Annotated in this window: 15 protein-coding genes and 1 pseudogene; 10 read left to right on the top strand and 6 right to left on the bottom strand. The window is 46.2% G+C overall.

The window, feature by feature from the left end; all coding sequences use genetic code 11:
- Positions 1 to 165 precede the first annotated feature (165 nt).
- The 4 genes from JGK39_RS06170 (at position 166) to JGK39_RS06155 (ending at position 2,538) form a co-directional block, all read left to right on the top strand.
- The gene (locus JGK39_RS06170; RefSeq protein ID WP_293295972.1) at positions 166 to 591 is read left to right on the top strand and encodes a universal stress protein; all 426 of its coding nucleotides are present in this window, start codon (positions 166 to 168) and stop codon (positions 589 to 591) included.
- A 94-nt stretch (positions 592 to 685) separates the two neighbouring features.
- Entirely contained in the window at positions 686 to 1,564 is an 879-nt protein-coding gene (locus JGK39_RS06165) for an ATP-binding protein (RefSeq protein ID WP_293295961.1), read from the top strand.
- Between the two features lie 15 nt (positions 1,565 to 1,579).
- A complete protein-coding gene (locus tag JGK39_RS06160; RefSeq protein WP_193976172.1) occupies positions 1,580 to 1,933 on the top strand; it encodes an STAS-like domain-containing protein in 354 nt (117 codons plus the stop codon).
- Entirely contained in the window at positions 1,933 to 2,538 is a 606-nt protein-coding gene (locus JGK39_RS06155) for a hypothetical protein (protein ID WP_293295959.1), read from the top strand. The genes JGK39_RS06160 and JGK39_RS06155 overlap by 1 nt, the downstream gene beginning before the upstream one ends.
- A 36-nt stretch (positions 2,539 to 2,574) precedes the next feature.
- Here JGK39_RS06155 and JGK39_RS06150 read toward each other — a convergent pair.
- Positions 2,575 to 2,670: pseudogene (locus JGK39_RS06150) on the bottom strand (prevent-host-death protein); the annotation flags it as partial.
- Positions 2,671 to 2,725: 55 nt separating this feature from the next.
- Positions 2,726 to 3,118, bottom strand: a complete 393-nt coding sequence (locus JGK39_RS06145; protein WP_293295958.1) for a hypothetical protein — start codon at positions 3,116 to 3,118, stop codon at positions 2,726 to 2,728.
- A gap of 482 nt (positions 3,119 to 3,600) precedes the next feature.
- Here JGK39_RS06145 and chlP point away from each other — a divergent pair, with 482 nt between their 5' ends.
- A complete protein-coding gene (gene chlP / locus JGK39_RS06140) occupies positions 3,601 to 4,821 on the top strand; it encodes a geranylgeranyl reductase (RefSeq protein WP_293251191.1) in 1,221 nt (406 codons plus the stop codon).
- A gap of 238 nt (positions 4,822 to 5,059) precedes the next feature.
- On the opposite strand, the gene JGK39_RS06135 is transcribed toward chlP, so the two are convergent.
- A complete protein-coding gene (locus tag JGK39_RS06135) occupies positions 5,060 to 5,602 on the bottom strand; it encodes a Dps family protein (RefSeq protein WP_293251189.1) in 543 nt (180 codons plus the stop codon).
- A 355-nt stretch (positions 5,603 to 5,957) separates the two neighbouring features.
- Between JGK39_RS06135 and JGK39_RS06130 the strand changes: the two genes are divergently transcribed.
- The 3 genes from JGK39_RS06130 (at position 5,958) to JGK39_RS06120 (ending at position 8,503) form a co-directional block, all read left to right on the top strand.
- Positions 5,958 to 6,203, top strand: a complete 246-nt coding sequence (locus JGK39_RS06130; protein ID WP_293251187.1) for an Asr1405/Asl0597 family protein — start codon at positions 5,958 to 5,960, stop codon at positions 6,201 to 6,203.
- A 73-nt stretch (positions 6,204 to 6,276) separates the two neighbouring features.
- Positions 6,277 to 6,921: a (2Fe-2S) ferredoxin domain-containing protein gene (locus tag JGK39_RS06125; protein ID WP_293251185.1), complete on the top strand. Its 645-nt coding sequence runs from the start codon at positions 6,277 to 6,279 to the stop codon at positions 6,919 to 6,921.
- 250 nt (positions 6,922 to 7,171) lie between these two features.
- On the top strand, positions 7,172 to 8,503 hold the full coding sequence (locus tag JGK39_RS06120) for a hypothetical protein (protein WP_293251183.1): 1,332 nt from the start codon (positions 7,172 to 7,174) through the stop codon (positions 8,501 to 8,503).
- Positions 8,504 to 8,792: 289 nt separating this feature from the next.
- On the opposite strand, the gene JGK39_RS06115 is transcribed toward JGK39_RS06120, so the two are convergent.
- Complete coding sequence (locus tag JGK39_RS06115) at positions 8,793 to 10,997, bottom strand: flavin-dependent dehydrogenase (protein WP_293295956.1); 2,205 nt, start codon at positions 10,995 to 10,997, stop codon at positions 8,793 to 8,795.
- A gap of 180 nt (positions 10,998 to 11,177) precedes the next feature.
- On the opposite strand from JGK39_RS06115, the gene JGK39_RS06110 reads away from it, so the two are divergent.
- Positions 11,178 to 11,411, top strand: a complete 234-nt coding sequence (locus JGK39_RS06110; RefSeq protein WP_293124983.1) for a hypothetical protein — start codon at positions 11,178 to 11,180, stop codon at positions 11,409 to 11,411.
- A gap of 185 nt (positions 11,412 to 11,596) precedes the next feature.
- Here JGK39_RS06110 and JGK39_RS06105 read toward each other — a convergent pair whose 3' ends face one another.
- Together JGK39_RS06105 and JGK39_RS06100 are read right to left on the bottom strand one after the other, a co-directional pair.
- Entirely contained in the window at positions 11,597 to 12,214 is a 618-nt protein-coding gene (locus tag JGK39_RS06105; RefSeq protein WP_366048779.1) for a hypothetical protein, read from the bottom strand.
- Positions 12,215 to 12,407: 193 nt separating this feature from the next.
- Positions 12,408 to 13,487: a M23 family metallopeptidase gene (locus JGK39_RS06100; protein WP_293251179.1), complete on the bottom strand. Its 1,080-nt coding sequence runs from the start codon at positions 13,485 to 13,487 to the stop codon at positions 12,408 to 12,410.
- Positions 13,488 to 13,742: 255 nt separating this feature from the next.
- Between JGK39_RS06100 and JGK39_RS06095 the strand changes: the two genes are divergently transcribed.
- A complete protein-coding gene (locus JGK39_RS06095; protein WP_293251177.1) occupies positions 13,743 to 14,453 on the top strand; it encodes a phosphatase PAP2 family protein in 711 nt (236 codons plus the stop codon).
- The last annotated feature ends 104 nt before the right edge of the window (positions 14,454 to 14,557 follow it).

Genomic DNA, 14,557 nt, shown 5'->3' with positions numbered 1-14,557 from the left:
GAAACCCGGTTTCTTCCAATATCTTGCTTAAATTACGCAATTATGTTAAGAAACCGGGTTTCTGTGTAGTTAATGATAATGTTGGTGGGAAGCGCTAAATTGTGGAAAGTAGGCGACTATCAATGAGAAGTTTAAAGTTTAATATCTGAGATTTAAAGGTGCATTATATTGAATACTGTTTTGGTGGCGATCGACAATTCTGAGTTTGCAGCACAGGTTTTGCAAGCTGTGGGGCAGTTTAAACTAGAACCTACGGCGAAGGTGATTTTAGTTCATGTTGTGAGTTCTGATACGCTGGATTTTGATGCGGTGGTCGATCGACCTCACGCTCAGGGAAATGAGATTGCTTACCGAGAAGTAGAGAAGTTGTTGCAATCTTATCAGGAAATGTTGCCTTGCCAGAGTGAGTTGGAGATTGTTGCGGGGGAACCGGCCGAGGAGATTTTGCGTTTGGCGAATATTCATAAAGTAGACTTAATTGCGATCGGCTGTCGGGGTTTGACTGGTTTGAAGCGGATTTTGGAGGGTTCGGTGAGTGCTGAGGTTGTGGCTGAGGCTCCTTGTTCGGTGTTGGTGGTGCGGGCTAGGTAGGTAGGGGGAATTGAACCGCAGAGGTTGACAGTGCGATCGGCTGATTGATATTTTACTAAATTTCTTTCTGGCTCAAGCCTTCCATAGAATAATTATGAGCGTGACTCTTAACATCCCTACAATCAATGATAATCTGAACGATTTTGACAATCTGTTTCAGCTTTCGGAGCAACTAAATGAGGATTGCTCAGAAGTAATTATTGACTTTTCTAAATGTTTTTTTCTCAGACAAAATGCCGTAGCTTTTCTGGGAGGATTGATTCGTATCATTCAATCCCGCTCGATAAAATTAAACATTAATTGGGATAGTATTCATAAGAACATAAAAATGAATCTTGAACAAAACGGATTCATGTATGCTTTTTGTGAGAATAAAGAATCTTGGCAGGGTAATTCTATCCCTTATCGAGAAGATAAAAAACAAGATAAAGATGGCTTGGTTGACTACCTAGGAGAAAAATGGCTAGGACGAGACTGGGTTGATATAAGTCAAAAATTGCAAAACGTCATCGTAGGAACCGTTTGGGAGATCTACGCTAACGCCTTTGAGCATGGTCAAACAGAAATCGGAGTCTTTAGCTGTGGACAGCACTACCCTAAAAAAAAGGAACTCAAACTCACTGTGGTTGACTTCGGTGTTGGGATTCCCAAAAATGTCCGCCTATTCCAAAATCTCCCTGATTTACCAGCAGACAAAGCCCTAAAATGGGCATTTGAAGCCGGAAATACCACCAGACGCGGTAATGTAACTGGGGGCGTTGGACTTGACTATCTGAAAAGATTTGTAAAGATGAATAGAGGAAAGTTGGAGTTTTTCAGTCACAATGGGTATGTCCTGATTAACAAAGATGAGGAAACTTACCAAAATCGCCCAACCTTTTTCGGAGGGACACTGGTTAACATTACTCTCCAATGTGATGAAGCCATTTATGTGCTGGCTTCTGACACCGACGGCGACGCCCCACTTTTCTGAGGGAACTTCTGAAATATGAAATCTTACAAGATTGGCACTTTGATTGGGAAAACTTGCATGACACCCGATGACGGTATGAAGGTGTATGAGTTGACATACCCCGAACTACGGGCAGAGCACGCTGTGGAGCTTGACTTTGCTGGTGTAGAGATTTTTGCATCTCCGTTCTTCAATTTTGCCATTGGACAGCTACTTAGGGATATCTCCCCAGACACTTTAAACCGTCTGCTGACATTTTCTCATCTTAATAGTGTAGGCAATCAAATACTCAAACAGGTGATTAAGAACTCAAAGCGCTACTATGCAGCAGATGATGCAACCCGCAATGCAATCAATGAAATTGTCAGCCAACAGGTGGGAAATGTATAATGGCAATCCAATATACAGTCAATGCCGAGGTAGTTGATATCGGGTCTGACATACCTCAAAAGGATGACATTTTTCTGGTAGATACTAATGTATGGTACTGGCTGACATACACTCCAGCCAGTACCTCTGCGAGGAGCTATCAAATAAATGATTATCCTGCTTATTTAACAAAAATTCTTTCTGCTCAAGGATTGCTTTTATATTGTGGGCTTTCTTTGGCAGAGTTAGCACATAATATTGAACAAGCGGAACGAGCAATTTTTTCGACTACATTAAAACCAAAAGAATATCGCCATAACGAGCCAACAGAGAGAGCTAACGTAGTAGCTGAAGTTATAGCGGCTTGGGGTCAGGTAACATCTATTGCTGTATCGACTGATGTAACTATTGATGAAACTACAACTAACGCATCTTTAATTAGATTTCAAACTCAACTTTTAGATGGCTACGATCTTCTAATTCTCGAAGCAATGGATAAAGCAGGGGTAGTTCAAGTAATTACTGATGATGGTGATTATGTGACTGTTCCTGGTATCAAAGTTTTTACTGCTAACCACAATGTAATTACGGCCGCAAGAAATCAAGGTAAGCTAATTACTAGATAAGAAATAAGACCAAATGCTTCATCAGTAATCAACACGCGATCGCAGCAGATATACTGTCTCTATTAAGCTTGCCAATTCGTCAGCGGCAATTAAGGCTACATTTTCGCCGTCAGAGCGGGTGATGATGATGATGGATTTGATTCATCCCATTTGTGCTGAGTCGATCGGGCGATCGATTTCCCTAGCCCTACTTCCCCTTCCCCTTCCCCGCCAAAAACTCCCGCAAACGCAACAAACTAGCGGTTTGTCCCAAATTCAGCGGTAGCAGCGACACTCCCTCCAACCGAGACTGCACCCAACCGTCGCCCCAATACCACTCGTGAAACCCGTCAATTCCCTGACTCAACAACAGTCGCAGACAATTTGACTCGGCAATATCAACATAGTGCTGCACCGCTACCGGGCCTATCCAACTCGTGAATGTCAATTCTCGATCGAGCATTTCCGGCAAACCCTGAGAAAACTGCTGAGGCCACAGCCACTGCTGCAACTGCACGGGACGCAGCAAACTGTCCCGAATCGCAGTCTCCGAAGCTTCAACCTCAATCCGCAGTTGGCTTTGTTGAAAATTACCTAGCATAGCAATTTGAAATTTTATATAGGAGCTTTACTTAACTTAAATGTAACGTAATTGCACCCAGTTCGATCGGGCTTAAGGTCAAACCCGCAGTCCGGCAGGGGTTTAAACCCCTGCCTCATAGCGAAAGTCCTCTTTAGAGGACTGAGCACTAATGAGTTCTTCAGTCCTCTTCAGAGGACTTTCGCTATTAGACAGGGACTTCAGTCCCTGGCGGTCTTTTGGGCTTAAGTTAACACGGCTTTGGCCCGTTTCCCTAAAGTAATTCATTCGATCGCACATCAGCGTCAATCCGCATTCATCTACCATGAAAAATTTAAGATTTTGCATAGAAACCAGCATCAAAAACCCCATTTTTGTATCCAATTGTTAAGCTCTGTTGCATTTCATTTAAATCTCCCATTCTCACCCCACAGCACAGAAACTCCGTGATACCATCACATCTGACTGGGTAAAGACTTATAGAAAAAATTGGGAGAAAAGCTTTGACACTACGGGTTGCAGTTGTTGGATCGGGACCAGCGGGTTCTTGCGCCGCCGAAACATTGGTAAAAGCAGGCATCGAAACTTATTTATTTGAACGCAAATTAGACAACGCTAAACCCTGCGGCGGGGCAATTCCTCTGTGCATGGTCGAAGAATTTGACTTGCCACAAAGCATTATCGATCGCCAAGTCAGAAAAATGAAAATGATTTCCCCCTCCAATGTAGAGGTGGACATCAACATCGAAAACGAACACGAATATATCGGTATGTGCCGCCGCGAAGTGCTCGATGGCTTTTTGCGCGATCGCGCCGCTTCCTTAGGTGCCAAACTAATTAACGGTACCGTCCACACATTAGAAATTCCTGCCAACAACACTGACCCCTACATTCTCCACTACGCCGACCACTCCAACGGCACCGCTGTGGGAACTCAGAAAACTCTGAAAGTGGATTTGGTAATCGGCGCTGACGGCGCTAACTCCCGCGTAGCCAAGGCGATTGATGCTGGCGACTACAATTATGCGATCGCCTTCCAAGAACGCATCCGCCTGCCAGAAGATAAAATGGCTTACTACGAAGGTCTAGCCGAAATGTACGTCGGCGATGATGTTTCCACCGACTTCTACGCCTGGGTGTTCCCCAAATACGACCACGTAGCTGTCGGTACCGGCACGATGAAAGTCAATCAAGCCGATATCAAAAAGCTGCAAGCAGGAGTCCGCGCCCGCGCTGCCAAAAAACTCCTCGGCGGTGAAATCATTAAAGTGGAAGCCCACCCCATCCCCGAACATCCGCGTCCCCGCCGGGTTGTCGGCCGAGTTGCTCTCGTCGGTGACGCCGCCGGTTATGTTACCAAGTCTTCGGGCGAAGGTATCTATTTTGCTGCTAAGTCTGGACGGATGTGCGCTGAAACTATTGTGGAGATTTCCAATAAGGGCGCGCGGATTCCGACTGAACAAGAAATTAAGCTCTACCTCAAGCGGTGGGATAAGGCTTACGGTATTACTTACAAGGTGCTTGACATTTTGCAGCGCGTGTTCTACCGTTCCGATGCTACTCGCGAAGCTTTTGTGGAAATGTGTGCCGATCGCGATGTGCAGAAACTCACATTCGATAGCTACTTGTATAAGACTGTAGTACCGGCTAATCCCTTGATTCAAATGAAGATTACTGCGAAAACCATTGGTAGCTTGTTGCGCGGTAGTGCTTTAGCTCCTTAATTTTCGGGGGTTCATCGCACTTTGTATAAAAAAGCGGGCAGTTCAAAACACTGCTCGCTTTTTTTGATCTGGTTTGTAGTAAGGACTTTAGTCCTTCTTGATTAAGAGAAGAAGGACTGAAGTCCTCACTACGAACCTGAAGGACTGAAGTCCTCACTACGAACCTGGTTTGTAGTAAGGACTTTAGTCCTTCTTGATTAAGAGAAGAAGGACTGAAGTCCTCACTACGAACCTGTTGTTAATTCAAGTTGAACTGGACTAAGGTGTCGGGGGCGAGGAAGTGGGAAATGTGATAAGCTCGCTCTTCTGTTTTTAGCAGGATTTTTTCGTAGAGGTAGCGCGTAGCTCGATCGCCCAAACTTTCTGCTTGCCCTGCTTGACGGCGCAGCAAACCTATAATTGCTTGCTCTGCTGTCAAATCGTGTTCCAGCATTTGGCGGCACGAATACACGCCGTCGGCTTCCGGCTCGAAACAGCACATCTCGGCTAATTTGCTAAAGCTAGCTGCAGGTATGCCGCCCAATCCGTTCAAGCGCTCGCCCAATTCGTGGACGCTATCTTGAGCTTCTCCGTAGCTTTCTTCAAAGAATTTGTGCAAGGAGTAAAATTCTGCCCCTTCCACCACAAAATGATGTTTTTGATATTGCAGGTATAGAGCCTGAAAACTGGCCAGCAGCGCGTTCATCCCTTCACAAATCGGTGCTGTGACTGAATGTTCCAGTAGAACAGGGTTTTCGGCTATGTGGCCAAACGGTCTCAATGCACTCTGACTCTGGGCCATGTGTGTTTTCCTCTCAATAGGCAGTTTTGTTGCCAATAGAGTTAGTTTAGCATCCCAGATTTGCCCGTCAAGCAGGGTCTGCCTCGATAGTGGAAGATTTTGTAGAGTAGAAAAATTTTTTTGTAAACCTATTGAGAATAATTAGCAGTTGGGTTATGCTTGGAAAAGATGCTCGTTCTGAATGCTTCCTGAAAGTGGGGCAAATCTTCAGAAGGCAGAAAGCAGCAGGCAAAAGGCAGAATTTTTCAGAAAGGGCTTTTGACAATCCCTGATTTTCTTCGGAAATCTGGTTTTTAACTTCTGCCCGCGATCGGTCCGGCTAAAAATTAATGCAAATTATTACTGTTGTTAAAAAATGAATCCAGCAGATCCAGAATTAGAAGTTTGTGAGATTGTGCAAGTTAGTTGGCTAGACAGGTGGCAAGTTTACAAACGCTTGCAAGAACTCGAAATTCCCTGCTGGTGTGCGGTCGATCAACCTTTGCGGGCAAAAGTCAATACTGTCAGACAAGCTGCTCAGCTCCGAAGCGTGTTGAGACAAGTTAGTGCCCCTCGGCGCGAATTGGTGCAGTTGCTGGAGTGCTGCTGGCAAATCGGGTAAAGCCTGAAGGAAGTTCGGCAACGGATGGGGTAACGGATGTAACGGATGTAACGGATGTAAAGGAGTTATGACAATGTATCAGTCTGGTAAGCAACTTTCGGAATTCAGTTTAGAAGGCGAAATCCTCAGCCTGATTATTGAAGATGGTTATAAACTTAAATATTTGCGGATTGGCACCGATCGCAAAATAGAATATCTGGTTAAACTTGCCAAGGAATTACGATCGTTTTTAGCGCCTGTTTTGACTCCTGGGTTGAGAGTAAAAGTGGCAGGTGAGAAAGAACTTAATTTGAAAAACGGTAAAATAAAACTTAAAGCTCGCAGTCTGACTCTGGCTCGATCGCCCGAACAAATCGACTCTACCAGTGTACCTGCTGGGGTATTGATAGAGGATAGCGCGATCGGCAAAACCGAAGTCACCAGTCCCACAGCAGTTCAGACTGTCAAAGCTAGGGCAAAAACTCAAACCAAAATATTAGTATGTCAAAAATCTGACTGCCAGAAGCGGGGCGGCGCAGCAGTCTGTAAAGCTTTAGAAAAGGCTTTGAATGCGAGGGGTTTAGAAGAGCAAGTGACTGTTCAGGGCACCGGATGTCTCAAACAGTGCAAAGCAGGGCCAAATATAGTTGTGATGCCGGACAAAACTCGCTACAGTCGCATCAAACCTGCGGAAGTTCCAGCAATTGTTGACAAACATTTTGCAGTTGTTAAAGTTTAGCCGATCGCGCGCAATGTCCGAATGTCCGAGTGTCCGAGTCGGAGAATTTTGCTTGTGACTCCTGACCAATGCCCCATCCCTCCGCTTCGCTCCGCCCTGTTTGGCCAACGCCCAATGCCCCATGCCCTCTCTGCCCAATGACCAATGCCCCATGCCCCATGCCCCATGCCCAATGACCAATGACTTCCTTATAGAGAATATATAAGGATAGACTGTATCTGAGACTCTGTGACTATTGGGACAAAAAGCCATGTCAGAAGCTGATCTTCGAGCCAGTCAGCACCAACCGCACCCTGCTGTTCAATCCGACAACGAACGATTGCAGTCAAATTTTGCTGCTGCTGGGGGTTTTGAGCCGATCGCCCCCCATCCGATAGATACTCCCGCAAGGGTGCCCCAACAGCCAGAAGAAGACTGGCAAACAGTAGATTTTCCCAACGCGATCAGCGTAGATGCAATTCCCACAACACCCTCGGCGAACAATTTGCCATCTCAGACACAGCCGCCATATGCGGGATCGCCCGCGATTTCAGACAATCTCAAAAATCTGCTCGGCAATGCCGAACAGCGTCAGAGCAAAGGATCGACCCCAGTCACCCTCATGCAAGCGCTGCACGAATGCAACCGCGACCTTTTGCAGCGCATCGCTCAGCTAGAGACGGCTCTTGAAGAGTCCCATAAAAACTTGGAGAATCGCGAAGTTTTGCTAGAACAGCGGACTGCTGAACTAGAAAACACTCAAGAACAATTGACGCGGCTGTTTGGGAAAGTGGAAGTTTCCCATCAAACTCTGCAAAATCAAGAAATTTTAGTGGAGAGTTTAAGCAGTCAGTTAGCCACCAGCCAAACCAGGTTAGCGGTTGTTGAGCGAGAATGTGCGTCTACTGTGCAGCGCTACAACGAACAGTTTCACCAGCTAGTAGCTACAGAAAATGTTTGCAGGGAATTGCGATCGCGCTTGCACCGCCAGCAGCGCCACACCCTGCAATTCAAAGCGGCTTTGGAAAAAAGTCTGGAAAGGCCACAGAAATCTCCAATTATTGAGCCGCCTCATGATGCGGAGGAGAGCGCCCACAAGCAATTAGAATCCTTGCTCGCAGCGGTAAGAAGCTCTCATAGTCGGGTGCCACCAGCCTTCAACGCTTCTCCTGTCGAAGCTTGGTCAGATCCCGAAGAGCATCTAGAGGCAGCGCTGACTGAATATGCGATCGACCCTGAATCGATCGCAAATATGGAACTTAACAAATTAGCCCAAGCATCCGGAATTCAATTGCATCCGAGCGAAACCGACCAGCCGTTTGAGCCAGAAACCGAGTCGCCCGTTGCGGTTGCGGAACCTCAACTGCCGGTGGCTGAACCTGAACCAGAAACTGCTGCGGCCAAATTAGGCAGCCCAGAATTGGGCAGGGCTGTTCAAATTTTGAATTCTGTTGAAACCTTTGGCCTTCAGGAAGTGCGATCGATCCCGGTCAAACCGACAGCAGTCGGACAACCAGACTGGCTGAGCTTGATTTCCAATCCGCTGCGGGCTTCTAAAAAACGCCGATCGCTAGCTGAAATTGAATTGCCGAGTTTTCGATAGGTTGACCGTTGACCGTTGACCGTTGACCGTTGACAATCATAAGTCCGAGGATTGGAGTAATGAATCGTCTTCTTTTAATTTCTCCCGATCGGGGTTCCGGCTTTAAACCAATTCTTTATGGTAATTGGTAATTGCTCAAATTTACCAATTACCAAAAATACCGATCGTCGTTTGCGTTTTGACCGGAAAAATATTATTTTGAGTGCAGTGCGAGCGTCTCGCTCGCGTGTTCAACGTCAGCGAGATCCTCCCGTGTTCAAGGCGATCGAGACGGCACTCAGCTATCAACTCAAAACTCTTTTTTCCCCTTTCCCATGCCGTAGGTGAGAGCATAGCTGGTAGCCAACAGCCACAGCCAAACACCCGGATATCGGGGCTCCAACCAAGGCTGTACCTTGCGGGCGAAGCTGGGCAGCCATCCAAACAGCCAACTAGCTAAAGCCAGTAGAGTAAAAGTCAAGTAACTACCCAACCAGCGCCAAACATCGCCCAAGGTGACAAAATCTAAAATCCACAGCAGGAGAGAAGGATTTTTTCCGGCGGCTTCAATCGCCAATCTATTGAAAGTTAGCCAATCGACTCTATCTTTGATAAAAGTTTCTGCTACAGTGAGTTCTTGTTCTGCCAAAATACCGAAAAATGTATTGAGAATTGAATTAATTCTTTGGGGCGGCAAACTGCGGCCGGTGGGAACCATCATCCCTTTAGAAAACAGCCAAGTTACTGACACGTTGCTCTGGTAAGCGCGAATTTGGTTTAAGTGATTGGCACTTAATAAATCGTGTTTTAATGCTGTATCCAAAAGGTCAGTTAAACGGAAAAGATTGCGGACGAGGGAGCCGAAACCGGTGAATACTAAGGGAGATTGCAGGGATGCTGCGTCGCCGATCGCAATTAGGCGATCGACTGCCACGGCGCGATCGCTGCTGTTGCTGCTAAAATGCCCCGGAATATAACCAAAAGTCGGCTTTTTCCACACCAATTTGTCGGGATCGCAGCGGCGGTACTCAGGCAAAATAGCGAAAAAGTCCTCGTACAGTTCCAGCAAAGAACCGGGATTTTCGGGATGTACTTGGTGGTAGTGAAAAAGATAAACTGTGAGTTCTCCACCAGCAGCGGGAAACAGTTCCCAAATAAGCTGGCGCCCCCGGGAGATATCGCCGTGACTGTAGAGGACATCCCCGTACTCAGAATCCCAAACCCCAGGCTCAAATCCTCCGTCAATGACAGCTCCGACGGTGGGACAAACGCTGTCAAACGCCCGTCCTCCGTTCAATTGCCAAGCGATGGGAGAGGCTGAACCCATGGCATCCACGAGCAGTCTGGCGGAGGTTGTGCGATCGGCTTTTGTGGGCAAGTGGCTGGCTTGAACCACTACTTTTTTCGCTTCAACATCGGCTCTGATAAACTCAGTTTCATCCCAAATTTCCCCGCCAGCTTCTGTTAGCTTAACTCCCGCCAAATACAGCAATTTCTCGCCATCTAAAGCTATATTCAGCACCTTTGGCGTGTGCAGAATTGGGGAGCGAGCAACGGTTGGATTGTTAGCATCAAAAAACTTGTTGTAGCCATCTTTGTATTCTCTAGCAATCAAAGTTTCGATTTCCGCAGCAGTAAACAAACCCAAATCAATTAAGCTTTGAATTTCATCCCGCGAAATATTCCACTCACGATTCATCCGCCCGAAAGGCATTCTTTCCAGCAGCAGCACTCGGTAGCCCAATCTCGCCATAACCGCGGCGTGAATTACCCCCAAAGCCCCGCCAATATAAATCAAGTCGTAAACACTATCGCCAACATCCGACACCGAAACTGTACCTTCTTTCTTCTCCTTAACATCCGTTACATCCGCTACATCCGTTACATGATCCGTTGCCGAACCTTCTTCCCTCTCCCCTCTTCCTTCTTCCTTCTTCCCTCTTCCTTCTTCCTTCAAGAACACTACTTGCTTTGGCTTTTGAGGATTGCGAGTGCCTTCGCGCCAGCGCTGCTCCCACCAGTAGACGCGCTGAAGGTCGTATTCGCCTTTGGGCATTTTTTGGAAGTATTTGACGGTGAGGGGGTAATAGGGGGCAAGAGCGTCAAAAATTGACTGTTTGGAGAGGTCTATGAGGGGGGGTTCCGGGTATCGTTCTGGAAACTTGTTTCTGACAGCCTGATTCAGAGTTTCCAGGAACTTTCTTTCTCCAGCGGGCGCGTCTTCTAGACGAAAGACTTTTAAATAAGTTGTGCGCTGGACTGACCAGACAAAGGTGGAAAGTTCTGTCGATCGCGAATTATGATTTTCTGACTTAGTATCAGCGAATGTCGGTTTTAGATTAGCATTTTGAGATCCAGATTTGACCAATTCGGCTGCTGTTACGTTGGAAAGCAGGCGAAAACCGTCAGGAGTAATAATTTTTTCTCCGATTCCGGGATCGAATTCCTGTTGCAACCAAGTGCAGACGGCTGCTGTATCCGGTGTCGGGACTTCTAAATAAAGAATTTCTTGCATTTTACGGTCTCAATTCTCAATAAATTCATAAAGATGGGGGAGTTGACAAGGGAGCAAAGTAAGCTATACTCCCAAATACTTATTTAGTTTTAAATAAGTTTACATTGTTCTCAGACTTTTAGCTAATTGGCTGGAAGCCCCGCAGTGGCTGAATATCTACTTTCTTCGGTATGCAATCTCATGAATTATCCCATTCCTACGAATCCTCAAGAAATGATTGCTTTGCGACAGCAGCCGCTGAATGAAGAATTGGTGGCATCTGCGATCGCGGGTGTGATTCAAATAGCCCGATCGCGATCGCAGTCTTTGGATGAGTTAAAGGCTGAGGTACTCGCCGACGACAATCTGCTCGATTTGGCTCAAAGGCGCTGGCTGAGTGAGATTGTGGCTCAAGCTTGGGAAAATTTGCCCTAATCATTGTGAAAATCTGAAGAAGACACCGCGGTTGAAGAAAAAGACACGGCGAAGGTCCTTCGCGTCTGTACAAACAAAACCCGCTTGTATAGCGGGTTGAAAACCGGACGATTAAAATTACGCGATCTTCTTGAGTTGGCGTCCGGCGGACTTCATTTGTGTAGTCGCGAATGACCTTCGCCGTCTTATCTTATCAAATATTTTAATATGCCAATAATTTGACTAATATTATCAATAAAATAATCATTTAAATCGACTTCCATAATTTGATTGCTAAGTCGTAAAAATTTCCAGTTGGTTCCGGTTGTGACCACTCCATATATTTCGGAAATATTATTGTTTCGTCTTTCATTAAAAATTTGAGCTGCAATCATTTCTGCCATACATTGTGGCAATCCAGCTTGGATATTATCATTTTTAGCTTCTACTAAGGCGACAACCGGGGCTTTAATTAAAAGTTGTTCTGGAGAACGACTAATTAGAAAATCACAAAAACCCGTCAATCCTTTTTCTAAATCTACATTAAACTCTTTTCCTGAGAAAAAGCTAATTTGAGAATTAAACTGCTTTCTAAGTTCCACTAAAATAGGTGTAACTATTAATTCAGATCGACTTTTTTCGGTATTAATTGCTAAAGCTAAAGAAATATTTTCTTGCAGGGTTTGACTGAGAAGGTCGCTATACTCGGATTTGGGTAAATTGGCAAAAATACCAACTTGGTCGGCAATGGTGATGCCAAAGTTGGTTTCAATCATTTCTAGGTTGGTGAATTGACTGTATGACATTGTTAAGGTGTTGTGCATTGAGTTTTGACTTTTAGGGGCGGGCTAGAAGCAACGCCCACAAAAATTTAAATTAACCAGGACTCACTTAAATGTCTCGTCGCTTTCCAATCAGGAAAAGCATCTGCGTTAATCTGTGTTAATCTGCCTTAAATCTGCGGTAGCTCAATCTAGCAAAGATTTATGTAACCTTGTCTATTGTATAACTTAGCCGCTAACGCAATTCAACTTCTCGCTTGACTTCTGCTAAAACCCGATCGCCCCGCGTCAGCCGGTATTCGGCGCGCCACACTCCGGGAGTGAGGGGAGAATTTGTGCTGTTTCTTTTGCCGGCATAAGGCAACCAAGTGCGGCTGGGGGCGGGAATTTCCTTGCTGTCGTTGACGATAGTTTTGCCATCGGGTGCAAATATTTTGTATTGTTCGCGATCGCCCTTAAGGACTCCGTAACTCTGCACCCAAAACAGTAAAACCGGGCTATTTACAGGTAGTGCAGTCTCAGAAAATTGTCCCGCCCAGACAGTGTTCTCATCCGGCTGCTTGGGGGCAAAACCGGCGCGAATTAAACCGGTGGGAACATAGTCGATCGGCTTGTCCCAAATTGGATTGCGGGCGGTGTTGCAGCCTATTTTGGCATCGGGGCCAACAAACGGATCTACGGGCTTACCTTGATAGCGAAAAGTGACGTGTACGTGGGGGAAAGATGCCTCGCCGGAGTTTCCTACCATGCCCAAAACAGTGCCTTTTTGTACCTGCATTCCCGGTTTGACAACCACGCTGTTTTGCCGGAGGTGGCAATATTGGGCTTCCCAGCCGGCGCCGTGATCGATTACCATGCCGTTGCCACATTCTGTACCTGCGACGCTGGTTTTGTCTGTCTGGTTTTGCAAGCGCCGATCGACTACACCATCTCGCACTCGCAAAACTTTGCCCGCAGCCGAAGCGACAACTGGTACTCCTTTCGCCATTGCTTTGGCGTCGGGAATCGCAAAATCTATGCCGTCGTGCCCGTCGTAGGTTTGCCGCCCGCAGCCGAATTCAACGGCGGCGGGGCTTGGATCGCGATCGAAGTAGTGCATGACAAAACAGTCTTTTCCTAGGGTACAGGCGATCGGCTGACCGAATTTGGGGCTGTTGGGCTGTTGGGCGACTGCTGAGGAGACGAGGCGTTGGGCGATCGAGTTGGCTTGGGCGATCGGCGCACTTACTCCGGTATCTTTTGCACAGCTAGAAAGATTTGTCAACCCCAAGGCCAACAAAATTGCAAAAATCTGTTTTTTTGATAGTAAAATCATTCGCCGGTGGGATGTAAAGCCGAGGTGGGTAGTGAAAAATCAATTAATCATTCAAAATACAGTTGCTCAGGAATCTAGACGATCGATCGGGCGTTTTCGTTTCCTAGATTTGTTGTAAGTAGAAGGAAGAAGGAAGAAGGAAGTCGGAAGAAGAGATACACAGCAAGCCTTTTAGCGATCGGGATTTGACGCTTAATTAGGTATATTTACTTTTTGTTCCCTGTTTTTCGTTGTTAATTGTTAATTAATTAAAAAATGCTCTCTAAAATTCGATCGCTAATTTCGACAATTCGGCTTGGTGGCCTGGCTGTTGCTGCTTTGGCGATGTGGGCCTTTGCCACCATTGCCCATGAGGTTTTGGAAAAGGAAACCTACGCTTTCGATAAATCAATTTTACTATATCTGAGGATCCTGCACACTCCGGTGCGCGATCGCATCATGCTCGCCTTGACATTTTTGGGGGAACCCAATTTGCTGCTGATGCTGAGCGTGAGTTTGGGTATTATGTTGTGGGTGCGCCAACATCGATCGGAAGCTACAACGATCGCAATTACGGGCGCTGGGGCGATCGGTTTAAATATGCTCTTAAAACAACTGTTTGCGCGCGATCGACCTCAACTTTGGGAGCGCGCGGTTGAGGTAAAGTTTTACAGTTTTCCTAGCGGACACGCAATGATTTCAATGGTTGTTTACGGTTTGCTAGGATATTTTTTGGGTGCGCGCTTTCCGAGACAGCGCTGGTTGATTTACGGCTTGACAGTTGTATTAATTGCTGGTATTGGTTCGAGCCGGCTTTATCTCGGAGTTCACTGGCCTACCGATGTTATTGCTGGTTATATTGCGGGTTTTGTGTGGCTGCTTGCTTGCATTTTAAGTTTAGAAGTATGGAAGCAGTTTCATGATTCTCGTGCTGTTCCTGAAGAAAAATTTTTGTCGCCTGAATCTCAAAACATGACCGATAAATAATCATAAACAAGGTTAGTAGTGCGGACTTCAGTCCGCAATCAGAAGGACTAAAGTCCTCACTACGAACCAGGAAGAACAAGGTTAGTAGTGCGGACTTCAGTCCG

The sequence above is a fragment of the Microcoleus sp. PH2017_12_PCY_D_A genome (genome assembly GCF_020738565.1).
Taxonomy (GTDB): Bacteria; Cyanobacteriota; Cyanobacteriia; order Cyanobacteriales; family Microcoleaceae; genus Microcoleus.
This window is presented reverse-complemented; position numbering and strand designations above follow the sequence as displayed.